The following is a 22612-nucleotide window of genomic DNA, read 5'->3' as shown; positions in this document are numbered from 1 at the left end:
TCAGTTCGCCTCCTTCTTCTCGGCCGCGCTCTCGTCGCTGCCGCTCTCCGCCTCGACGGCGGCCGACTCGGCCTCCACGGAGGCGTCGGTGCGGCTCGCGGCCTGCGCGCCGTCGCCGGTGGGCTCGGTGCCGGTGGCACCGGAGGCCTTCGAGGACGGGGCGCTCCAGCCGCGCTCCTGGGCGATCTGCAGGCCCACCAGCGAGGCGGGCCCGGCGCCCGGGCCCTCGTCGACACGACCGTCGGGGAAGCCGGCCAGCACCCGCTCGGCCTCGCGCCAGGTGCACAGGCGCGGGCCGCGGGTCGAGGTGACCTCCTTGCCCGAGCGGAGGTCGTCGACCAGCGAGACCGCCGACTCGGGGGTCATGTTGTCCATGAACTCCCAGTTGACCATCATCACCGGCGCGTAGTCGCAGGCCGCGTTGCACTCGACGTGCTCGAGGGTGATCGAGCCGTCCTCGGTGGTCTCGTCGTTGCCGACGTCGAGGTGGTCCTTGAGCCGCTCGAAGATCTGGTCGCCGCCCATCACCGCGCACAGGGTGTTGGTGCACACCCCGACGTGGTAGTCGCCGACGGGGCGACGCTTGTACATCGTGTAGAACGTCGCCACGCCGCTGACCTCGGCCGCGGAGATGTCGAGGATCTCGGCGCACGCCTCGATGCCCTCGGGGGTCACCCGGCCCTCGGTGGACTGCACCAGGTGCAGCATCGGCAGCAGGCCGGAGCGGGCCTCGGGGTAGCGCCCGGCGATCTCGCGCATCTCGTCGAGGGTGGTCTGCGACAGCGTCATCGGTCGACGCCTCCCATCACGGGGTCGATCGAGGCGATGGCCACGATGACGTCGGCGACCATGCCGCCCTCGCTCATCACGGACGTCGCCTGCAGGTTGGTGAACGACGGGTCGCGGAAGTGCGCCCGGAAGGGGCGGGTGCCGCCGTCGGAGACGACGTGGGCGCCCAGCTCGCCGCGCGGGGACTCCACGGGCACGTAGGCCTGGCCCACGGGGACCCGGAAGCCCTCGGTGACCAGCTTGAAGTGGTGGATCAGCCCCTCCATCGACTCGCCCATGATGTGGCGGATGTGGTCGAGGCTGTTGCCCATGCCGTCGGAGCCGATCGAGAGCTGGCTGGGCCAGGCGACCTTCTTGTCGGCGACCATGATCGGCGCGCCCTCGAGGGCGGCGAGCCGCTCGGCGGCCTGCTCGACGATCTTCAGCGACTCCCACATCTCGGCCAGGCGCACCCGGAAGCGGCCGTAGGCGTCGGCGGTGTCCCAGGTCTGCACGTCGAAGTCGTAGGTCTCGTAGCCGCAGTAGGGCTCGGACTTGCGCAGGTCCCAGGGGTAGCCGGTGGCACGCAGCGGCGGGCCGGTCAGGCCCAGCGCGAGGCAGCCCTCGAGGTCGAGGTGGCCCACGCCCTCGAGGCGGCCCTTGAAGATCGGGTTGGCGTTGCACAGCGCGGCGTACTCGGGCAGGCGCTTGCGCATCAGGTCGAGGAAGCCGCGGATCTCGTCGAGGGCGCCCGGGGGGAGGTCCTGGGCCACGCCGCCGGGACGGATGAACGCGTGGTTCATCCGCAGGCCGGTGATCAGCTCGAAGAGGTCGAGCACCAGCTCGCGCTCGCGGAAGCCGATGGTCATCACGGTCAGGGCGCCGAGCTCCATGCCGCCGGTGGCGATGGCCACCAGGTGCGAGGAGAGCCGGTTGAGCTCCATCAGGAGCACCCGCATGACCTGCGCCTTCTCGGGCACGTCGTCCTCGATGTCGAGCAGCCGCTCGACGCCCAGCACGTAGGTCGCCTCGTTGTAGAACGGCGCGAGGTAGTCCATCCGGGTGCAGAACGTGACGCCCTGCGTCCAGGAGCGGAACTCCATGTTCTTCTCGATGCCGGTGTGCAGGTAGCCGATGCCGCAGCGGGCCTCGGTCACCGTCTCGCCCTCGAGCTCGAGGATCAGGCGCAGCACGCCGTGGGTGGAGGGGTGCTGGGGGCCCATGTTGACGACGACGCGCTCCTCGGCGCCCTCCTCCAGGCCCTCGGAGATGGAGTCCCAGTCCTGGCCCGAGACGGTGAAGACGCGTCCCTCGGAGGTCTCCTGGGTGCCGGCGTAGAGGTCCTGCTCGCCGGAGCTGGTGGTAGCCATCAGTTGTACGACCTCCGCTGGTCGGGAGGCGGCACGGTGCCGCCCTTGTACTCGACGGGGATGCCGCCCAGCGGGTAGTCCTTGCGCTGGGGGTGGCCCGGCCAGTCGTCGGGCATGAGGATGCGCGTGAGCGAGGGGTGGCCGTCGAAGACGATGCCGAACATGTCGTACGTCTCGCGCTCGTGCCAGTCGGCGGTCGGGTAGACCGGCACCACCGAGGGCACGTGCGGGTCGGCGTCGGGGGCCGTGGCCTCGACGCGGATCCGGCGGTTGTGGGTCATCGAGAGCAGGTGCATCACCACGTGCAGCTCGCGCCCGGTGTCGTCGGGGTAGTGCACGCCGCTGACGCTCGAGCACAGCTCGAAGCGCAGCGCCTCGTCGTCGCGCAGCACGCGCGCGACGGTGAGCAGGTCCTCGCGGCGCACGTGGAAGGTGATCTCGCCGCGGTGCACGACCACGCTGCCCACGGCCTGCTCCACCCCGGCGGAGCGGGTGGCGGCCTCGAGGGCGTCGGCGACCTCGTCGAACCAGCCGCCGTAGGGGCGCTGGGACGGCGCGGGGTAGGTGACGGCCGAGACCAGGCCGCCGTACCCGCTGGTGTCGCCGGTGCCGCGCACGCCGAACATGCCGTGGCGGGTGCCGACCTGGTGGACCTGGCCGGGCGCGGCCGGCAGGTTCTCGGGCGACTGCTCGACGGCCGGCTGGCCAGGGGTCTGCTCGGGCCCCTCGGGCGCCGCCGAGGTGACGCCCTTCTCGGCGTCGCGCTTGTCGTCGTCGCTCACCGCAGCAGGCCCTTCATCTCGGAGGTCGGCAGCGCGGTGAGGCGCTCGTTCTCGAGCTCCTCGATCTGGGCGGCGCGGTTGGCGCCCAGCTTGGTGGCCTGGACCTGGTCGTGCAGCTTGAGGATCGCGTCGATCAGCATCTCCGGGCGCGGCGGGCAGCCCGGCAGGTACATGTCGACGGGCACGACGTGGTCGACGCCCTGGACGATCGCGTAGTTGTTGAACATGCCGCCGGAGCTGGCGCACACGCCCATGGCCAGCACCCACTTGGGCTCGGCCATCTGGTCGTAGATCTGGCGCAGCACCGGGGCCATCTTCTGGCTCACCCGGCCCGCGACGATCATCAGGTCGGCCTGGCGCGGGCTGGCCCGGAAGACCTCCATGCCGAAGCGCGCCATGTCGTACTTCGGGCCGCCGCTGGTCATCATCTCGATGGCGCAGCAGGCCAGGCCGAAGGTGGCGGGCCAGAACGAGGCCTTGCGCATGTAGCCGGCCACGCCCTCGACGGTCGTCAGCAGGACGCCGCTGGGGAGCTTCTCCTCGATACCCATGACTGGGTCCTTTCGCAGATGTGGTCCGGTCAGTCCCAGTCGAGCCCGCCGCGACGCCACTCGTAGGCGTAGGCGACGGTGATGTTGACCAGGAACAGGACGACGGCCAGCAGCCCGAAGCCGCCCAGGGCGTCGAAGTGCACCGCCCACGGCACCAGGAACATGATCTCGACGTCGAAGATGATGAAGGTCATCGCGACCGTGTAGAACTTCACCGGCACCCGGCCGCCGCCGACCGGCTGCGGGGTGGGGTCGATGCCGCACTCGTAGGAGTCGAGCTTGGCGCGGTTGTAGCGCTTGGGTCCGGTGAGCGTGCTGACGCCCACCGAGAAGACGGCGAAGCCGGCGGCCAGCGCGGCCAGCACCAGCACCGGGGTGTAGAGCTCCATCGCGATCCCTTCCTCCTACGTGCGCCACGCAGCCCGGGTTGTGACCTTGTGAACCGAATCACTAGTGGCGTGACGCACAGTCTGCCACTCCCCCGCACGGGTGGCGACCCGGGGGGTGGGCACGTGCCGGGCCCGGGATCGGGGCCCTGACCTGCGCATTTAACGCACGTCGACGTTGCGTAATTCAGGCGGTGGCGCGGTGCAGGGCGACGATGCCGCCCGAGAGGTTCTTCCACTCCACGCCGCTCCAGCCGGCCCCGGCCACGAGGTCGGCCAGCCCGGCCTGGTCGGGCCAGGCCCGGATCGACTCGGCGAGGTAGACGTAGGCGTCGGGGGCCGACGAGACGGCCCGGGCCACCGGCGGCAGCGCGCGCATCAGGTACTCGACGTAGAGGGTGCGGAAGGGCGACCAGGTCGGGTGGCTGAACTCGCAGACCACCAGGCGCCCGCCGGGGCGGGCGACCCGGCGCATCTCGGCCAGGCCGGCCGCGGGGTCGACGATGTTGCGCAGCCCGAAGGAGATCGTCACCGCGTCGAAGGTGTCGTCGGCGAAGGGCAGGCGGGTGCCGTCGCCCGCGGTGAAGGGCAGGTGCGGGCGCGCCTGCTTGCCCACCCGCAGCATCCCCAGGGAGAAGTCGCAGGGCACGACCGTGGCGCCCCGGTCGTGGAACGGAACGCTGGAGGTGCCGGTGCCGGCGGCCAGGTCGAGCACCCGCTCGCCGGGCACCGGGGCCACGGCGTCGAGCACCTCGGTGCGCCACCGGCGGTCCTGGCCCAGCGAGAGCACGTCGTTGGTCACGTCGTAGCGCTTCGCGACGGCGTCGAACATGCGTCGTACGTCGGTCGGCTGCTTGTCCAGGTCTGCTCGGGCCACGGTCGCAGCGTAGAGGCCCCCGGCGAAGCCCTCCGCGGGTGGGACGCAACCTTCCTCCCCGCTCGCGCGTCTCCCTGGTGTCACCACCGCCGCGCCCGTGGCCGGCTGCACCCGGAAGGACCCACCATGACGAACCCCACCCGCCTCGCGATCCTCGTCGCGCTCCTGCTCCTGCTGCCCGCCACGGCGTACGGCGCGGGGCTGGCCCAGGAGCGGTGGATGGGCGGCGCGGAGCCCTCGACCCAGGGTGCTGCGACCGCGGCCGACCCGGCACCGTCGCGCGGCGCCACCTTCGAGCGGCCCGTGCGCCCGGCGCGTCCCGCCCGGCAGCCGGTGGCGCCCGCCCCGGCCCCGATCGAGCCGGCCATGGTGCCGGGGCCGACGCTGCTCGGCCCTGGCGCCGAGGGTGAGGAGGTGCGCGACCTGCAGGCCCGGCTCGCGCAGATCGGCTGGTTCTCGGCCGGCGTCACCGGGTTCTACGGCGACGTCACCGTCGCGTCGGTGCGCGGCTTCCAGGCCAAGCGCGAGGTCCCGGTGACCGGCGACGTCGACCGCCGCACCCTCGACCGGCTGCTCGCGATGACCCGCGAGCCGAGCACCGACGAGCTGCACCCCGAGCGGGTGGTCGCCCCGGCGCCCTCCGCCGCACTCGACCCGCGCTGCCTCGTCGGCACCGCGCTGTGCGTCGACAAGACCACCGCGACGCTGTCGTTCGTCGTCGACGGGCAGGTGCGCACCACCCTCGACGCGCGCTTCGGCGGTGCCTCGACACCGACCCGCGAGGGGCTGTTCACGGTCCAGCGGATGAGCCGCGACCACGTGTCGAGCCTCTACGACACCTCGATGCCGTTCGCCATGTTCTTCTCCGGCGGCCAGGCCGTGCACTACTCCCCCGACTTCGCCGCCGTCGGCTACGCCGGCGCCTCGCACGGCTGCGTCAACATCCGCGACCACGCCGCGATCGCCGCGATCTACGACCAGGTCTCGATCGGCGACCGGGTCGTGGTGCACCGCAGCTGACCGGGCGGCGGTCGGGGCCCGGGCCGTGAGGTCGCCCACGCGGGCTCCGGGCGCGGCCCTGCGCTGAGTACCCTCGACCCCGTGACGACCAGCGCGAGCCCCGGGCCCCAGGGCGCCATCGACGCTCCCCTGGTGGCGCGCACCGTGCCCGTCGACGTCTCCGGGCTCGACGCGCTGGGCTCGCTGCTCGACCTGCTGCCGCCCGACCACCCGGTCAGCTGGCTGCGCCGCGGCGAGGGCCTGGTCGGCTGGGGCTGCGCCGCGCAGGTGCGCACCGAGGGACCCACCCGCTTCAGCGACGCCGCGAAGTGGTGGGAGGAGACCACCGCCCGCTCGGTGGTGCGCGACGAGGTCGAGGAGCCCGGCACCGGGATGGTCTGCTTCGGCACCTTCGCCTTCGCCGACGAGCCCGGCGACTCGGTGCTGCAGGTGCCGTCGGTGGTCGTGGGCCGCCGGGGCGACCGCGCCTGGATGACCGTCGTGGGCCGCGGCAGCCTCGAGGCGCTGGAGCCGCGTCTCTCCCCCGCCGCGGCGCCCGACGCCCCGGCCGGCGTCACCTTCGCCGACGGCTCGCTGAACTCCGAGGAGTGGATGTCGGCGGTCGCCGACGCGGTCTCGCGCATCGGCGGCGCCGACCTCGAGAAGGTCGTGCTGGCCCGCGACCTGGTGGCCACGGCCGACGAGGACGTCGACGTCCGGTGGCCGCTGCAGCGTCTCGCGGCGGCGTACCCGATGTGCTGGACCTTCCACGTCGACGGCATGTTCGGCGCCACCCCCGAGATGCTGGTGCGCCGCGAGCGCGGGCTGGTGACCTCGCGGGTGCTGGCCGGCACCATCCGCCGCACCGGCGACGACGAGCGCGACCTCGCCCTGGCCGCCACCCTGGCCCGGTCGTCGAAGGACCTCGAGGAGCACGAGTACGCCGTGCGCTCGGTCGCCGACGCGCTCGAGCCGCACTGCTCCTCGATGAACGTGCCCGAGGCGCCGTTCGTGCTGCACCTGCCCAACGTGATGCACCTGGCCACCGACGTGGCCGGGGTCGTCCACGACGCCCAGACGGTCTCCTCCCTCGACCTCGCCGAGGCGCTGCACCCCTCGGCCGCGGTCGGCGGCACCCCCACCCCCGAGGCGACCGCGCTGATCACCGAGATCGAGCGGATGGACCGCGGCCGCTACGCCGGCCCGGTGGGCTGGATGGACGCCAGCGGCGACGGCGAGTGGGGCATCGCCCTGCGCTCGGGCACCGTCGACGGGCGCAGCGTGCGGCTCTTCGCCGGCTGCGGCATCGTCGCCGACTCCGACCCCGAGGCCGAGCTCGCCGAGGCCCAGGCCAAGTTCGTGCCGGTGCGCGACTCCCTCTCCACCTGACCCGGCCCAGACTTCGCGCCGACCCGGCCCAGACTTCCCACCCACCCGGCCCGAACTTCCCGCTGACCCGGCCCGGACCGGCAGGTCTCGAGGTGGTCTCGGAGGCACTGGTTCGTCGGACAGGCAGGTGCCGCCCACCTACCCTCGGGGGCATGCGCCTCGGTCCTGCCACCCTGTCCGCTGCCGTGACCCTGGCGCTCCCGCTGGGCCTGCTGGCGGCTCCCGGCGGTTCCGCCGCCCCGGCCGCCCGGGCGGCCGGGGCGGAGCACTCGCTGCGGATCTGGGGCAACGAGGTGGGCAGCTACCCGTCCTTCGACCCCGCCGTGCACCGCTACGCCGCGACCACCACCGCCGCCACCGGCGGCCGGCTCACCGTGGCCGCCACCAGCAGCGAGCCGGGCGCCCGCGTGTACGTCGACGGGGCGCTCGAGACCGACGGCCGGGCCCGGGTCACCGGGCTGGAGGAGGGCGACGAGGTCACCGTCTGGGTCGACGACAGCGCCGGGCGGGCGACGTACTCGGTGGTCTACCTGCCCGTGGAGTTCCCCGCGATCGAGGTGACCACGACGCCGGAGCCGGGGACGGTCGCCGACGGCAAGGTGCTGCTGACCCTCGACCGCTGGACCTCGGAGTCGGAGAGCTACGAGGTGGCCATGGACCGCCAGGGCGTGCCCGCATGGGTGCGCACCACCGACGGCGGTGCCTCCATGGACCTCAAGGAGGTGCCAGGCGGCTACAGCATCTTCCGCCAGCCCACGACGAGCCCGGGTCGCACCGGGTCGAGGCTCGTGCGGCTCGACGAGCAGTTCCGCGAGGTCGCGGCGTACGAGACCGTCGGCCTGGTCGACACCGACGGCCACGACGTGGCCTGGCAGGACGACGGCAGCGCCTACCTGATGGCCTACGAGCCCGACGACCGCTCCGGCGAGCAGCTCACCGGCGCGGTGCTGCAGCACCTGAGCGCCGAGGGCGAGGTGCTCTTCGAGTGGGACGCCGCCGACCACGTCGACCGCGCCGTCGAGGGCACCGCCGGCACCAACCCCGACTGGGCGCACGTCAACTCCGTCGAGGTGATGGACGACGGCGACCTGCTCGTCTCCTTCCGCCACCTCAGCGCCGTCCTCAAGATCGCGCGCACCGCCCACGACGGCTTCGCCGAGGGCGACGTCGTGTGGCGCCTGGGAGGTCGCCGCAGCGACTGGAGCTTCCCCGACGACGAGGCGGGCACGGGGCCCTGCGCCCAGCACACGGCCGCCGAGACCGACAGCGGCACCATCCTCCTCTTCGACAACGGGTCGGCGTCGTTCACCCGCAACGGGACCATCTGCGTCGACCAGGCCGACCCCGACGGGTTGACGGTCCCGCGGCTGTGGAGCCGGGTCAGCGAGTACGAGCTCGACGAGGCGAGCGGCGAGGCCCGCACCGTCTTCGAGCACCGGATGACCGAGCCGACCGACCACCTCGCGATCTTCGCCGGCTCCTCGCAGCGCCTGGCCAACGGCAACACCCTGGTCGGCTGGGCCGCCGAGCGGCGGGTCATGGCCAGCGAGGTCGGCAGCGACGGCGAGGTGCTGTGGTCGGTGCGCGACGCGAGCAACCCCACCGACCAGGCGTTCTTCAGCTACCGGGCCGCGCTGGGCGCGGTCCCCGACGCCACGCCGCCCACGGTCGAGGCTGACGGCACCGCTGCCACCGTCGTCGACCTCGGCACGCCGCTCACCGTCGCCGCGCTGGGCGTGCGCTGCACCGACCGGGGCGGCGCGGGGCTGACGTCGTGCGAGGTGGGCGAGGCCTCCTCGGACGAGCCCGGGGAGCACCGGGTGGAGGTCACCGCCACCGACGCCGCCGGCCTCAGCACCACGCGGAGCGTGGCCTACCGGGTGCGCGACAGCCGCGCCGACGCCGCGGTCGGGCCCCGCGCCCGCGACCTGCGCGGCGAGGGCGCCACCGGGTCGTGGCGAGGCCAGAAGGCCCGCGTCGACCTGCGTCGCACCGGCCAGCAGGAGCGGCTCCTGGTGCGGCTGCGCCACGGCGCCGGCGCCGCCGACCGGGTCGCGGTGAGCGGCACCGGCAGCTCGGCGGGCTTCAAGGTCCGCTACCGCTTCCGTGGCGAGGACGTCACCGGCGCGGTGCGGCGCGGCACCTGGCGCAGCCCGGCGATCGAGCCCGGCGGGCACGCCGACCTGAAGGTCGTCGTACGTCGTCGCGGCGCGGCCGACGCGGGCGACCGGCTCGTCGTGAAGGTCGACGCCACCGCGGGGCTCGGCAGCGGTGCGGCCGACCACGTGGGCGTGGTGGTGCGGGCCCGCTAGCCCGCGGTCTGTTCGGGCCGGGTCAGCGGCCTGGGTTCTAGGAAGTGATGCAACACCTCAGATGACTGAGGAGCTGCGTTATGGCACGTCCGATGAGGCCCAGGGAGTTGGACCGTCCGTTTTGGGAGGCGATCCGTTCTGGTCTGGGGGTGAAGTCGGCTGCTCGCGTGGCGGGCATGTCGGCGACCACTGCGAAGCGGGTCTTCAGCAAGGCTGGCGGGGTGAACCCTGTTCCCGTGAATCCGCCGGTGGGCCGATACCTGTCGTGGTTCGAGCGGGAGGAGATCGCGGCGCTGACCCACGCCGGCCATGGGATGCGAGAGGTCGCGCGTCGCGTCGGTCGCAGCCCGGCCACGATCAGCCGTGAGCTGGCCCGTGGCCAGACCGGGCGCGGGTACCGGGCTTCGGTGGCTCAGGCCAAGATCGATCGGGGTCGTAGCGCTGCGCGCAGCGCGAAGCTGGCCACCAACCTGCGGCTGCGCCGGGCGGTCCAGGAGCGCCTGGAGCAGGACCTGAGCCCCGAGCAGATCGCTGGCAGACTCAAACTGGACTTCCCCGACGATGCGGAGATGCGGGTGTCGCCCGAGACGATCTACCAGTCGCTGTACGTCCAGGCCCGCGGCGGGCTCAAGCGCGAGCTGACCACCCATCTGCGCACCGGACGCTCGATGCGCAAACCCCACCGCCGTGAGGCCGAGAGACGCGGCCGGATCCCCGACATGATCATGATCAGCGAACGCCCCGCCGAGGTCGAGGACCGTGCGGTGCCCGGGCACTGGGAAGGCGACCTGATCCTCGGCTCGACCGCTTCTGGGTCCGCGGTCGGCACCTTGGTCGAGCGCACCACCGGGTTCGTGATGCTGCTGCACCTGCCTGGTGACCACGGCGCCGCAGCGGTCCAAGAAGCGCTCGTGGCCAAAATCGCGACCCTGCCCGAACAGCTGCGCGGCTCGCTGACCTGGGACCAGGGCAGCGAGATGGCCAACCACGTCGAGATCACCAAAGCCACCGACCTCGACGTCTACTTCTGCGACCCGCACTCGCCCTGGCAACGCGGCTCGAACGAGAACACCAACGGCCTGCTGCGCCAATACCTGCCCAAAGGCGGCGACCTGTCCTTCTACGGACCCGGCCTACTCGACAACATCGCCACTCAGCTCAACACCCGACCCCGCAAACGCCACGGCTTCCTCACACCCGCCGAAGTCCTTGACCAACTACTCTCACAACCACCCACCAACCACGGTGTTGCGTGACTACCTGGAATTCGCCCGGGAGGTTTGGGCCGGGTCAGCGGGAAGTCTGGGCCGGGTCAGCGGGAAGTTCGGGCCGGGTCGCTAGAGGTCGGCGCCGTCGGGGCGGCGGACGAACTCCAGGCCGTCGGCGCCCAGGAACCGGCCGAAGTGCTGGTCGACGATGCCCAGGGCGAGGTCGGAGTAGACCTTGTCGTGGATGGCCAGGGTGCGCGGGGCGGCCACCGAGCGGGCGAACTCGATGCCCTCGGCGATCGCCATCCACGGCGCGCAGACCGGGGCCAGCAGGACGTCGACCGGCTCGCCGGGGCCCGTCAGCGCGTCGCCGGGGTGGTAGACGCGCTCGTCGCCGCAGGTCAGCACGTAGCCGGAGTTGTCGAAGTGCGGCAGCTCGGGGTGGATGACGGCGTGCTTCTCGCCCACCACCCGCACCGGCACCCCGGCCACGTCGACCGAGTCGCCGGGAGCCACGACGGTGACGCGCCCGAGGAGGTCGGGGGCCTGCTCGCCGATGCGCGCGGCGACCGCCGCGATGGTCCAGATCGGGGCGTCGGTGGCGCGCAGCGCCTCGGGCGTCCAGTGGTCGGGGTGCTCGTGGGTGACCAGCACCCCCGCCGCGCCGTCGACCGCCGCCGCGACGTCGGGGGTGAAGGCGCCGGGGTCGAGCACCAGCGCGGTGCCGTCGTGCTCGACGCGCACGCAGGAGTGGCCGAACTTGGTGATCCGCATGCCTCCCACCGTAAACGGCTCGCGCGGCGCGACACGGCGGGCCAGGATCGCCGCGTGATCGACGTCGTGGTGTCCGGGGCGCTGACCGGGCTCGCGATCGCGGTGCCGGTCGGGGCCGTGGGCGCGCTGCTGGTGGCCCTGGCCTCGCGTGCGGGCTGGCGGGTCGGCGCGGCGGCGGCGCTCGGGGTCGCCTCCGTCGACGGGGTGTACGCCGCTGTCGCGGTGCTGGCCGGGGCCGCCGTCTCGGCCGCGCTCGTGCCGATCGCCGGGGCGCTGGAGGTCGCGGCCGGGCTGGTCCTGCTCGGGGTGGCCGCCCTGCTGGCGCTGCACGCGCTGCGACCGGAGCGGCCCGGCGGCGCTGCCGACCGGCAGGCCCGGCGCGAGCCCGGCCCGGGGGCGGCGTACCTGCTCTTCCTCGGCATGACCGCGCTCAACCCGACGACGCTGGTCTACTTCGCCGCCGTGGTGCTCGGCAACCGCGACCTCGTCGACGGGGCCACCGAGGGCGCGGTGTTCGTGGTGGCGGCGCTGGTGGCCTCGGCGGCCTGGCAGCTGGTGCTGGCGACCAGCGGTGCGCTGCTCGGCCAGGCGCTGAGCGGGCCACGGGGCCGGCGGCTCAGCGGTCTGGTGGCGGCCGCCACGGTGGCGGGCCTGGCGCTGCATACGATGCTCGGGTGAGCACGCAGCGCGAGCCGGTGCGGCCGGCGGAGGCAGGCGACGCCTGGCTGCGCCCGGCCGCGGGGCTCTCCGACGCCGAGGCCCTCGCCCACCTGCACCTCGACGTGTGGGAGGACGCCTACACGGGGCTGATGCCCGCGCAGCTGCTGGCCGAGCGCCGCGCTCGGCCCGAGGAGCGGGTGGCGTCGTGGCGCCGGGTCCTGGCATCCCGGGCCGCGGCCCTCGACGCCGACCCGGGCGCCGAGCCGGTCTGGCTCGCCGAGGACCGCACCGGGCTGGTCGGCTTCGCCTCGGCCGGGCCGGGCCGTGACGACGACCCCGGCCTGCCGGCCCTCGAGCTCAGCGCCCTCTACGTGCGGGCCCGCCGCTGGGGCACCGGGCTGGGGCACCGCCTGCTGGTGGCGACGCTGGGCGAGCGGGCGGCGTACCTGTGGGTGCTGGCCGGCAACGACCGAGCGACCGGCTTCTACGAGCGGCACGGCTTCGCGCTCGACGGGGAGGTCGACGACGGCGATGCGCACGGTCGGCACCTGCGGATGGTGCGTCGATGAGCGCCCGCCCCACCGACGAGGTCCCCTGGCTCGACCTGGCCGACCCCGGCTTCGACACCAACGGCGAGCAGGTGCACGCCGCGCGCGAGCGCTCGTGGTGGGCGCGCACGCCGTACGGCGCTGCGGTGCTGCGCCACCAGCAGGGCGCCGCGCTGCTGCGCGACCGCCGCTTCGCGCAGGGCAACGCGCGGTGGCCGGCCCAGAACGGCATCCACTCCGGGCTCTTCCACGACTGGTGGGGCGAGACGCTGCTGAGCCTCGAGGGCGAGGACCACCACCGGGTGCGCCGGCTGCTGCTGCCGGCCTTCCGCAAGCGCTCGATCGAGGCGATGCGGCCCTCGTTCACCGCCCTGGCCGAGGAGCTGGTCGACGGCTTCGCCGGCCGGGGGCGCGTCGAGCTCGTCGGCGAGCTGGCCGAGCCGTACGCCGCCCGGGTGATCTGCCGCCTCCTCGGGCTGGACGAGGACCACTGGCCGCAGGTCGCGCACTGGGCCGACGACCTCGGCGCCTCCTTCTCCACCGACGTGGCCGCGCAGGTGCCCCGCATCGAGGCCGCCCTCGACGGCCTCAGCGGCTACCTCGCCGACGTGGTCGCGGACCGGCGGTCCGCGCCGCGCGACGACTTCCTGACCGCGCTGGTGGGCGCGGCCGACGCGCCACCGCAGGGCGAGGCCGGCCTGAGCGACCACGAGCTCTCGGTCGCGCTGGTCTTCCTGGTCTTCGCCGGCATGGAGACCACCCGCAACCAGCTGACGCTGGCGGTGCGGACCCTGCTGCGCCACCCCGACCAGTGGCGGCTGCTCGCCCGGCGACCCGACCTGGGCGCCGCCTGCGTCGAGGAGGTGATGCGGGTCGACCCCACCGTCACCTGGGTGACCCGCGAGGCGCTCGAGGAGGTCGACCTCGGCGACGGCCTCGTGGTGCCGCCGGGCGGGGTGGTGCAGGTGCTCTCGCACGCCGCCGGCACCGACCCGGTCGCCGCGGCCGGCGGCGGGACCGGGCTCGACCTCGAGGCCTCGGCCCGCGGCGAGCGGGTGCCGCACACCGGCTTCGGCGCCGGCATCCACCACTGCCTGGGCCACTACGTCGCCCGGGTCGACATGGCCGTCGTGCTGCCCGTGCTGGCGGCCCGGATGCCCGACGCGGAATGCGACGGCCCCGGTGAGTGGTTGCCTGCCTCGGGCAACACCGGCGCGGTGTCGTTCCCGCTGCGGTTCACGCCCACCTGAGCGGGTCCGACAGTCCGGCCCGACAGGCCCGCCCGACCGTCCCGCACCGACCGCGAGGAGACCCCATGACCACCATCGGCATCACCGGAGCCACCGGAGCCCTGGGCGGGCGGGTGACCACCCTGCTCGCGGGCGCCGACATGCGCCTCGACCTGCGCCTGCTGGTGCGCGACGCCGCCCGCGCCCCCGACGTCGACACCGACGTGCGCGAGTGCACGTACGCCGACCACGGCGCGGCGCTGGCGGCGCTGCGCGGCGTCGACACGCTCCTGATGGTCTCGGCCCACGAGGGGCCCCGGCGCCGCGAGGAGCACCGCACCTTCGTGGCGGCCGCCGCCGAGGCCGGGGTGGGCCACGTCGTCTACACCTCGTTCGTGGATGCCGGCCCCGGCACCACCTTCACCCTCGGCCGCGACCACCACGACACCGAGCAGGCCATCGCCGGGAGCGGGATGGCCCACACGTTCCTGCGCGACAGCTTCTACCTCGACGTGCTGCCGCACTTCGCCGACGCGCAGGGCGTCCTGCGCGGCCCCGGCGGACGCGGCCGGCTGGCGGCCGTGGCCCGCGACGACGTCGCCGACGCGGCCGCGGCGGTGCTGCGCGACCCGGCCGACCACGCGGGGGCGGCGTACGACCTGACGGGGCCGGAGGCGCTGGGCCTCGACGAGGTCGCGGCGCGCGCCGGCGCGGTGCTCGGGCGCCAGCTGCGCTACGTCGAGGAGAGCGTCGAGGAGGCCTACGCGTCGCGTCGCGCCGGGTGGCCCGACGCCGAGCAGTGGCAGCTCGACGCCTGGGTGAGCACCTACACCGCGATCGCCGACGGGTCGCTGGAGCGGGTCAGCCCCGACCTGGAGCGGCTGCTCGGCCGCGCGCCGCGCACCCTCGAGCAGGCCCTCGACCAGGAGCACGGGCAGCGTGGCTGAGCCTCGCTGCTAGCTGGTCACGTGGTGCACGAAGCACCAGCGCCAGTCCTCCCCCGGCTCGGCGGACTGCATCACCGGATGGGCGGTGTCGCGGAAGTGGGCGGTGGCGTGCTGGGCCGGTGAGGAGTCGCAGCAGGCGAGGTGGCCGCACTCCAGGCACTGGCGCAGCGCGACCCAGGACGTGCCGTCCGCGAGGCAGTCCTCGCACACGCCGGCGTCGCTGGTCTGCACGGCCCAGGTCGCGGCCAGGTGGGCGCAGCTCTCGAGCGGCGCCGGGCGCAGCCCGACCGGCTCCTCCTGCTCGTGCTGGGGGCGCACCCGGTCGATCAGCGACTCCTCGACGTCGAGCATCGCCAGCACCTCGGCGACCACGACCGAGTCGACCCGGCCCGAGCTGCGGATCTCGAGCACCCGCTCGCGCTCGGCGGCGATCATCGCCAGCCGCACGCGCGCGTAGAGCTCGCTGGGCGTCTCCTGGCCCGGTGTGGTGCCCAGACGCTCCCAGGCGGCGAAGTTGCGCTGGTCGATGCGCTGGCGCACCAGGTCGAGGACGCCGTGGCGGTCCTCGTGCTCCTCGTCGGCCTCGATCTCGGCCAGGGCGGCGAAGCCCGCCTTGGAGGCCTGCTGCAGCAGCGTCGCGCGGGCCAGGGCGTCGTCCATCGGGTCGGGCGAGGGCACCCGCAGCCGGCGCGCCAGCCACGGCAGGGTCAGTCCCTGCACCAGCAGGGTGCCGGCCACCACGGTGAAGGCGATCATCAGCAGCACCTCGCGGTGCTCGACGTCGGAGGGGATCACGAACGCCGCGGCCAGGGTGACCACCCCGCGCATCCCGGCCCAGCCGACCAGGAGCGTGTTGCGCCACGACGGGCGCACGCGCACGCCGTCGGGGCCCGGCTGCAGCAGCACCACCCGGGCCGCGGCGACCCACACCACGCGCAGCACGACGACGGCCACCAGGGTGGCGCCGCAGACCAGCACCACCCGGCCCAGGCCGACCTCGCTGCGGCCCACGTCGTCGACCAGCCGGGCGGCCTGCAGGCCGATCAGCAGGAAGACCACGTTCTCGAGGACGAAGGCGATGGTGCGCCAGTTCATCCGCTCCGCGATCCGGGACGAGGCCGTCTGCAGCACCGGTGAGCGGTGCCCCAGCAGCAGCCCCGCGACCACGACCGCGATCACGCCCGAGGCGTGGATCTGCTCGGCGAGCACGTACGCCGCGAAGGGGGTGACCAGCGAGATCGCGGTGTCGGTGAGCGGGTCCTCGACCCGGCGGCGCACCCAGCCGATGACGACGTAGAGCAGCACCCCCGCCGCCACCCCGCCGCCGGCGGCGAGCGCGAAGTCGAGGCCGACGCCGACCGCGCTGATGCCGGCGCCGCCCGCGGCGATCGCGGTGCGCAGCGAGACCAGGGCGGTCGCGTCGTTGAGCAGCGACTCGCCCTCGAGGACCGTCACGATCCGCCGCGGCAGGCCGATCCGGCGCCCGACCGCGGTGGCCGCGACCGCGTCGGGCGGCGCCACGACCGCGCCGATCGCGAGGGCGCCGGGCCAGCCGATCCCGGGCAGCAGCGCGTGCACGAGCACCCCCACCCCGACGGTCGTGAAGACGACCAGGCCCACCGACAGCAGCAGGATTGAGCGCCGGTTGGCGTTGAAGTCGACCAGCGAGGTCTGGATCGCGGCCGCGTAGAGCAGCGGCGGCAGCAGCCCGACCAGCACCACCTCGGGCGACAGGGTGATCTCGGGGACCCCCGGCACGTAGGAGCCCGCGACCCCCACCACGATCAGCACCAGCGGCGCGGGCACGTCGATGCGGTCGGCCAGCGCGGTGACCACGAGCACGGTGAGCGCCATGGCGATGAGCAGCAGGGCGATCTCCACCCCCGGATCATCCCACCCCGGAGCACCCCACCCGGCGGGTCAGGGACGCAGCGCGCGGATCCGCTCGTCGAGGGCGCGGCGGTCGTGGCGGCGCACCCGCGCCTCGACGACCTCGATGCCGCCGTTGGGCGAGGCCAGCGCCTGCTCCAGCTCGGGCAGGCTGTCGACGCGCCAGTGTGGGGTGCGGGTCGCGGCGCACAGTGAGGCCAGGTCGACGGCGTGCGGGGTGGCGAAGAGGCGCTCGAAGCGGTCGGCGTGGGCGGGGGCGCCCTGCTCGAGCATCGAGAAGATCGACCCGCCGTCGTCGTTGACGACCACGATCGTCAGGTCGGGCTCGGGCTCGCCGGGGCCCAGCACCAGCCCGTTGGCGTCGTGCAGGAACGTCACGTCGCCCACCAGCGCCAGGGCCCGGCTGCTGCCGGGCCGGCCCAGCGCCGCGCCGATCGCGGTGGACACGACCCCGTCGATGCCCGACAGCCCCCGGTTGGCCACCACCTTGCGTCGCGCGCCGACCCGCCAGCCGTGCAGCATCAGGTCGAGGTCGCGGATCGGGCTCGAGGCGCCCACGTGCAGCAGCCCCTGGGGCGGCACCGCGCGCGCGACCGCGCCCGCGACGTCGTACGGCGTCAGGCCGGGCTCGGCGCCCAGCAGCGCGTCGAGCTGCCGGGAGACCGAGCGGTCGGCGGCGACCCACGCCTCGAGCCAGGCCGGGTCGGCGGCCTGCTGCTCGGGGTGCGGGGCCGCGCCGTCGAGGTGGGTGTCGACCTCGAAGGGGCGCTCGGCCCAGACCCCGCGCGCGGGGGCGGCCAGCACCTCGACGTCGTCGCGGCCCAGCAGCCGGGTCACCGGCCGGCTCAGGGTCGGGTGGCCGGCCACCACGACCCGCTCGATGCTGCGGCCCAGGTCGGTGTCGAGGAGCAGGCGGTAGGCGCGCAGCGCGTGGGTGCCGGTGCGCGACCCGCTCGAGGGCTCGGCCAGCAGCGGCCACCCCGCCGCCTGGGCCAGCAGCCGCGCCGGCGGCCCGGCGTCGTCGCCGGCCACGACCACCGTGCGCGGCCCGGGGTCGAGCGGGCTGTGGTGGGTGGGCCACCGCGGGCCGTCGACCTCGTGGCGGGTCGACGTCGCCAGGTCCTCGTCGGCGAGGCGCCAGGGCGCCGCCGGCAGCAGCGGCTCGTCGAGGCGCACGTTGAGGTGGACGGGTCCGTCGTCGAGCCACAGCGTCACCCAGCTCGGCGGGCCGTCGGCGCCGACGTCGCGGGTCTCGACGAGCGGCCCGAAGATGCCGACCTGGTCGGTGGTCTGGTTGGCGCCGGTGCCCGCGAGCCGGGCCGGCCGGTCGGCGGTGACGACCACGAGGGGCACCCCGGCGTGCGCGGCCTCGAGCACCGCGGGGTGCAGGTTGGCCACGGCGGTGCCGGAGGTGCACACGACGGCCGCCGGCGCGCCGGTGCGCGAGAGACCGAGCGCCACGAAGGCCGCCGAGCGCTCGTCGATGCGGGTGTGCAGGCGCAGCAGGCCGGCGGCGGCGGCGTCCCAGACGGCGAAGGAGAGCGGCGCGTTGCGCGAGCCGGGCGCGACCACGACGTCGCGCACCCCCGCGCCGAGCAGGGCGACGACCACCGCACGGGCGGTGCGGGTCGCGTCGTTCTCGTCCGGCTCAGCCACGCCGCCGATCCTCCCGTACCCGGGTCAGCCGGGACACCCGGGCCAGCCGCGCCTCCCAGTACGCGACCCGCTCGGCGTCGCCGGCCAGCCGCTCCAGGGCGGCCGGCGCGACCGTGGGCCGCCCGACCCGCAGCACCCCGCCGACCGGCAGCAGCGGGTCGTCGGCCACGTCGTCGGTGAGCAGCTGCACCGTGGCCAGCCCGCAGGCGTGCGGCAGCTCGGGCAGGGCGGCGGCCAGGGCGACGCCGGCGGCGATGCCCACCGAGCTCTCCAACGCTGAGGAGACCACCACCGGCAGCCCGATGTCCTCGGCGATGCGCAGGCAGGCGCGCACCCCGCCCAGCGGCTGCACCTTGAGCACCGCGACGTCGGCGGCCTCCAGGTCGCGCACGCGGTAGGGGTCGGCGGCCCGGCGGATCGACTCGTCGGCGGCGACCGGCACGTCGACGCGGCGGCGCACCCGCGCGAGGTCCTCGACGGACGCGCACGGCTGCTCGACGTACTCCAGCCCGCCGGCGGCGCGGTCGTAGCGCGGGAGCGAGGAGACCGCGGTGTCGACGTCCCACAGCCCGTTGACGTCGATGCGCACCCGGCCGCCGGGGCCGTCGGCGTCGAGCGCCGCGCGCACCGCCTCGAGGCGGGCCAGGTCGTCGGCCTCGTCCTGGCCGGGCTCGGCGACCTTGACCTTGGCGGTGCGGCAGCCGCCACGGCGCACGATCGCGTGCGCGGTCTCCGCGTCGACGGCCGGCACCGTCACGTTGACGGCCACCTCGTCGCGCAGCGGGGCGGGCCAGTCGCCCGCGGCGGCCTCCTCGGCGCAGCGCAGCCAGGGCTCGGCGACCACGTCGTCGTACTCCAGGAAGGGCGACCACTCACCCCAGCCGCCGGGCCCGCGCAGCAGCACGCCCTCGCGCACGGTGATGCCGCGGAAGCGGGTGCGCATCGGGATCGCGAAGACCCGCAGGTCGCCCGGACCGTCCACCTCAGCCACCCTCCTCGACGAGCGCCCGCAGCGCCACCCGGTCGGGCTTGCCGTTGCCGAGCATCGGCAGCGCGGCCAGGTCGACGACCTGGCGCGGCGCCCACGACCGCGGGTGCGCGTCGGCGACCCAGTCGCGCAGCTCGACGAGCGGCACGGGCCCGGCCGACCCGACCACGAAGGCGACCAGCCTGCCGCCCCACTCGTCGTCGGGCACCCCCAGCACCTCGGCGGCCGCGACCCCGGGGTGCTCGCGCAGCCGGGCGGCGACCGCGGGCGCCGGCACGTTGACCCCGCCGGTCACCACGACGTCGTCGAGCCGCCCGAGCACCTGCAGCCGGCCGTCGTCGTCGAGGCGCCCGGCGTCGGAGGTGTGGAACCAGCCGTCGACCAGCACCTCTGCCGTGAGCGCCGGGTCGCCGTCGTACCCCGCGAAGAGGGTGGGCCCGCCCAGGCGGATCCGCCCGTCGGGACCCAGCGCCAGGCCGACCCCGTCGAGGGGCACCCCGTCGTAGACGCAGCCGCCGGCGGTCTCGGCCGAGCCGTACGTCGCCACCACGCGCACCCCGGCCGCGGCGGCCCGCTCGCGCAGCGACTTATCGACCGGCCCGCCGCCCAGCAGCACGGTGTGCAGCGACGCGAGGGCCGCGGCGTCGTCGGGGTCGTCGGGGTCGTCGAGCGCCCGGTGCAGCTGGGTCGGGACCAGCGAGACGAACCCGTCGACCCCGGCCGGGAGGGCCGCGACCGCGGCCGCGATCGAGCCGTGCTCCTCCAGCAGCACCGGCTCGTGGCCGGCGACCAGCGAGCGGGCGACCACCTGCACCCCGGCGACGTACGACGCCGGGAGCGCCAGCACCCACGCGCCGGAGGCACCGAGGCGTCGCGCCGAGGCCTCCACCGACGCCAGCACCGCGGCCCGGGGGAGCAGCACGCGCTTGGGCCTCCCGGTCGAGCCGGAGGTCTCCACCACCCACGGCGCCGGCTCGTCGGGCACGCCCAGCCAGGCCCGCAGCGACGCCACCGCGTGACGTGCGCCACCGGGCCCGATATCCATGCGACGAACGCTAGCCCGGCGTGGTCTCATCCTCCGGTGCCGACCCGCCCCAGCTTCCTGCAGCAGTTCGTCCCCCCGACCCCGCTGGCGGGCAAGCTGTCGGTCCAGTCGGTGCTCTTCGCGGTCGGCGACGGCGCGTTCATCACCGCCAGCGCCGCCTTCTTCCTGGGGGTCGTCGGCCTGTCACCGACCCAGGTCGGCGTCGGCATCACGGTCGCGGGCGTCGCCTCGTTCCTGGTCGCGGTGCCGGCCGGCAAGCTGGCCGACTGGATCGGGCCGCAGCGGTTGTGGGCGATCGGCGCGGTCGGCACCGCGGCGACGTACGCCACCTGGCCCTGGATCGACGGCTTCATCGGCTTCCTGGTCGTCAGCGTGGTGCTCGAGGTGGTCAACTCCACCGGCGGCGCCGCCCGGGGCGCCTACGTCCTCGACGTGCTGCCGCGCGCCGAGCGGATCGGTTCGCAGGCCTACATGTACGCCGCCACCAACCTCGGCTTCACCGTCGGGGCGGGCGTGGGCTTCATGGCGCTCGCCGTCGAGCACAACACCCTGCTCACCGCGCTGCCGCTGCTGACCGCGGCGCTGAGCCTGGTCAACGGCTACTGGATCGCCCGGCTGCCCAAGGCCCCGCACAAGGAGCGCCCCTCGCCGCTGGAGACCGCGATCGCCGCCGCCGTCGACGAGGCCGACGCCCCGCGGGCCGTCCCCAGCGCCCTGCGCAACCCCGGCTACCTGCTCACCTCGTTCTTCAGCGGTGTGCTGATGACCAACCAGGTGCTGCTGCACACGGTGATCCCGCTGTGGCTGATGTCGGAGACCGACGCGCCTCGGGTGCTGCTGGCGGCGCTCTTCGCGACCAACACGCTGATGTGCATCGTGCTGCCGATGGCCGTGGCCCGCACCGTCCGCGGCCTGCCGACCGCGCTGCGCGCGGCCAGGATCAGCAGCGCGTTCTTCGTGGTGGCCTGCGTGATCACGATGGTCACCCGCGACACCCTGGGCTGGCAGACCATCGCCCTGATGTGGGCCGGCCACATCGTCGTCACCTTCGCCGAGCTGTTCCTCTCGGCCGCGACCTGGGCCTTCGAGTCCGAGCTCTCCGACCCCGACCGGCGCGGGGAGTACCAGGGCGCCGGCAACCTGGGCGGCACCCTCGGCTTCGTCTGGGCGCCGGCCGCCTACACCTGGCTGGCCCTGACCTGGGGCACCCAGGGCTGGCTGGTCATCGCCGCGATCATCCTGGTCGCCGCCGTGGGCATCCACCCCTCGGCGCGGATGGCGCAGCGCTTCCTCGAGCGCCACGAGCTCGACCCGGCCCGCTGAGGGCCGCGCGCTCGGTGTTGAATCGTCCGGTGACAGCTCCCGCCCAGTGGGTCGCCGGCGCGCGACCCCGCACCCTGCCCGCCGCCGTCGCGCCCGTGCTCGCCGGCACCGGCGTCGCGGCGTACGTCGACGAGCCGGTGTGGTGGAAGGCGCTGCTGGCCCTCGTGGTCAGCCTGGCGCTGCAGGTCGGCGTCAACTACGCCAACGACTACTCCGACGGGGTGCGCGGCACCGACGACGACCGCGTCGGGCCGATGCGCCTGGTCGGGTCGGGCGCGGCGCCCGCGGCGGCGGTGAAGCGGGCCGCCTTCCTCGCCTTCGGCGTGGCCGCCGCGGCCGGGCTGGTGCTGGCCGCCACCACGGCCTGGTGGCTGGTGGCCGTCGGCGCGGTGAGCGTGCTGGCCGCCTGGTACTACACCGGCGGCGACAAGCCCTACGGCTACCTGGGCCTGGGCGAGGTGATGGTCTTCGTCTTCTTCGGCCTGGTCGCGGTCGTGGGCACCACCTTCGTGCAGACCGAGACCTTCGAGCCGGCGGCCCTGGCGGCCTCTGTGGGCATCGGCGCACTGGCGTGCGCGATCCTGGTGGTCAACAACCTGCGCGACATCCCGACCGACACCGTCGCCGGCAAGCGCACCCTCGCGGTGCTGCTCGGCGACCCCCGCACCCGTGCCCTGTACGCCGCCCTGGTCGCGCTCGCCGCGCTGGCCGTGGTCGGCGTCGCCGCGCTCACCACCTGGTGGGCGCTGCTGGGCCTGGGCTTCCTGGTGGCGGCGCTGCCCGGGCTGCGCGTGGTCGGTGGGGGCGCCACGGGGCCCGGCCTGGTGCCGGTGCTGCAGGCCACCGGCACGGCCGAGCTGGTGTGGTCGGTGCTGGTGGCCGCGCCGCTGCTGGTGCGCTGAGCCGTCCG

21 protein-coding genes are annotated in these 22612 nt (G+C 74.6%); 10 read left to right on the top strand and 11 right to left on the bottom strand.

The features are described from left to right. From nuoE to JOE61_RS13110, 6 genes are all read right to left on the bottom strand, one after another. Positions 1-789 carry an NADH-quinone oxidoreductase subunit NuoE gene (nuoE, locus tag JOE61_RS13135; protein WP_193670986.1) on the bottom strand — a complete coding sequence of 263 codons (789 nt, stop codon included), beginning with the start codon at positions 787-789 and terminating at the stop codon, positions 1-3. Further along, positions 786-2138 (bottom strand): NADH-quinone oxidoreductase subunit D, encoded by a 1353-nt coding sequence (locus JOE61_RS13130; protein ID WP_193670988.1) that lies wholly within the window; start codon positions 2136-2138, stop codon positions 786-788. Before JOE61_RS13130 ends, nuoE begins: the two co-directional genes overlap by 4 nt. After that, positions 2138-2920, bottom strand: coding sequence for an NADH-quinone oxidoreductase subunit C (locus JOE61_RS13125; RefSeq protein ID WP_193670990.1), 783 nt, complete (start codon positions 2918-2920; stop codon positions 2138-2140). The genes JOE61_RS13130 and JOE61_RS13125 overlap by 1 nt, the downstream gene beginning before the upstream one ends. Then, positions 2917-3471 carry a NuoB/complex I 20 kDa subunit family protein gene (locus JOE61_RS13120; RefSeq protein ID WP_193670992.1) on the bottom strand — a complete coding sequence of 185 codons (555 nt, stop codon included), beginning with the start codon at positions 3469-3471 and terminating at the stop codon, positions 2917-2919. The genes JOE61_RS13125 and JOE61_RS13120 overlap by 4 nt, the downstream gene beginning before the upstream one ends. Positions 3472-3500: 29 nt before the next feature. Beyond that, on the bottom strand, positions 3501-3860 hold the full coding sequence (locus tag JOE61_RS13115; protein WP_179614435.1) for an NADH-quinone oxidoreductase subunit A: 360 nt from the start codon (positions 3858-3860) through the stop codon (positions 3501-3503). Positions 3861-4044: 184 nt separating this feature from the next. Continuing rightward, the gene (locus tag JOE61_RS13110) at positions 4045-4734 is read right to left on the bottom strand and encodes a demethylmenaquinone methyltransferase (RefSeq protein WP_193670993.1); all 690 of its coding nucleotides are present in this window, start codon (positions 4732-4734) and stop codon (positions 4045-4047) included. Between the two features lie 126 nt (positions 4735-4860). Here JOE61_RS13110 and JOE61_RS13105 point away from each other — a divergent pair, with 126 nt between their 5' ends. The 4 genes from JOE61_RS13105 (at position 4861) to JOE61_RS13090 (ending at position 10690) form a co-directional block, all read left to right on the top strand. Then, on the top strand, positions 4861-5754 hold the full coding sequence (locus JOE61_RS13105; protein WP_193670995.1) for a L,D-transpeptidase family protein: 894 nt from the start codon (positions 4861-4863) through the stop codon (positions 5752-5754). Between the two features lie 81 nt (positions 5755-5835). Then, the gene (locus JOE61_RS13100) at positions 5836-7122 is read left to right on the top strand and encodes an isochorismate synthase (protein WP_307823003.1); all 1287 of its coding nucleotides are present in this window, start codon (positions 5836-5838) and stop codon (positions 7120-7122) included. Positions 7123-7274: 152 nt separating this feature from the next. Continuing rightward, positions 7275-9434 (top strand): aryl-sulfate sulfotransferase, encoded by a 2160-nt coding sequence (locus JOE61_RS13095; RefSeq protein WP_193670997.1) that lies wholly within the window; start codon positions 7275-7277, stop codon positions 9432-9434. An 80-nt stretch (positions 9435-9514) separates the two neighbouring features. Further along, positions 9515-10690, top strand: coding sequence for an IS30 family transposase (locus tag JOE61_RS13090; RefSeq protein ID WP_239553304.1), 1176 nt, complete (start codon positions 9515-9517; stop codon positions 10688-10690). 81 nt (positions 10691-10771) lie between these two features. Here the strand turns inward: JOE61_RS13090 and JOE61_RS13085 are convergent, their stop codons facing one another. Next, a complete protein-coding gene (locus JOE61_RS13085) occupies positions 10772-11416 on the bottom strand; it encodes an MBL fold metallo-hydrolase (protein ID WP_193668041.1) in 645 nt (214 codons plus the stop codon). A gap of 54 nt (positions 11417-11470) precedes the next feature. On the opposite strand from JOE61_RS13085, the gene JOE61_RS13080 reads away from it, so the two are divergent. From JOE61_RS13080 to JOE61_RS13065, 4 genes are all read left to right on the top strand, one after another. After that, complete coding sequence (locus tag JOE61_RS13080; RefSeq protein WP_193668042.1) at positions 11471-12094, top strand: LysE family transporter; 624 nt, start codon at positions 11471-11473, stop codon at positions 12092-12094. Beyond that, complete coding sequence (locus tag JOE61_RS13075) at positions 12091-12645, top strand: GNAT family N-acetyltransferase (RefSeq protein ID WP_193668043.1); 555 nt, start codon at positions 12091-12093, stop codon at positions 12643-12645. Before JOE61_RS13080 ends, JOE61_RS13075 begins: the two co-directional genes overlap by 4 nt. Beyond that, positions 12642-13874 carry a cytochrome P450 family protein gene (locus JOE61_RS13070; RefSeq protein WP_193668044.1) on the top strand — a complete coding sequence of 411 codons (1233 nt, stop codon included), beginning with the start codon at positions 12642-12644 and terminating at the stop codon, positions 13872-13874. Before JOE61_RS13075 ends, JOE61_RS13070 begins: the two co-directional genes overlap by 4 nt. Positions 13875-13939: 65 nt before the next feature. After that, positions 13940-14800, top strand: coding sequence for an NAD(P)H-binding protein (locus JOE61_RS13065; protein ID WP_193668045.1), 861 nt, complete (start codon positions 13940-13942; stop codon positions 14798-14800). Positions 14801-14809: 9 nt separating this feature from the next. Here the strand turns inward: JOE61_RS13065 and JOE61_RS13060 are convergent, their stop codons facing one another. Genes JOE61_RS13060 through JOE61_RS13045 form a run of 4 tightly spaced genes read right to left on the bottom strand, consistent with a single transcriptional unit; the run spans position 14810 to position 20379 of the window. Next, a complete protein-coding gene (locus tag JOE61_RS13060; RefSeq protein WP_193668046.1) occupies positions 14810-16681 on the bottom strand; it encodes a Na+/H+ antiporter in 1872 nt (623 codons plus the stop codon). Positions 16682-16720: 39 nt separating this feature from the next. Continuing rightward, the gene (gene menD / locus JOE61_RS13055) at positions 16721-18346 is read right to left on the bottom strand and encodes a 2-succinyl-5-enolpyruvyl-6-hydroxy-3-cyclohexene-1-carboxylic-acid synthase (protein WP_193668047.1); all 1626 of its coding nucleotides are present in this window, start codon (positions 18344-18346) and stop codon (positions 16721-16723) included. Next, complete coding sequence (locus JOE61_RS13050; protein ID WP_307823002.1) at positions 18339-19328, bottom strand: o-succinylbenzoate synthase; 990 nt, start codon at positions 19326-19328, stop codon at positions 18339-18341. The genes menD and JOE61_RS13050 overlap by 8 nt, the downstream gene beginning before the upstream one ends. 1 nt (position 19329) lies before the next feature. After that, positions 19330-20379 carry an AMP-binding protein gene (locus tag JOE61_RS13045; RefSeq protein ID WP_193668048.1) on the bottom strand — a complete coding sequence of 350 codons (1050 nt, stop codon included), beginning with the start codon at positions 20377-20379 and terminating at the stop codon, positions 19330-19332. 36 nt (positions 20380-20415) lie between these two features. Between JOE61_RS13045 and JOE61_RS13040 the strand changes: the two genes are divergently transcribed. Next, positions 20416-21702 (top strand): MFS transporter, encoded by a 1287-nt coding sequence (locus JOE61_RS13040; RefSeq protein ID WP_193668049.1) that lies wholly within the window; start codon positions 20416-20418, stop codon positions 21700-21702. Between the two features lie 29 nt (positions 21703-21731). After that, complete coding sequence (locus JOE61_RS13035) at positions 21732-22604, top strand: 1,4-dihydroxy-2-naphthoate polyprenyltransferase (protein ID WP_193668050.1); 873 nt, start codon at positions 21732-21734, stop codon at positions 22602-22604. Positions 22605-22612: the final 8 nt, after the last annotated feature.

The organism is Nocardioides salarius (assembly GCF_016907435.1).
GTDB lineage: Bacteria > Actinomycetota > Actinomycetes > Propionibacteriales > Nocardioidaceae > Nocardioides > Nocardioides salarius.
Note: the sequence above shows the minus strand (reverse complement) of the source record. Positions and strands in the feature narration are given on the sequence as shown.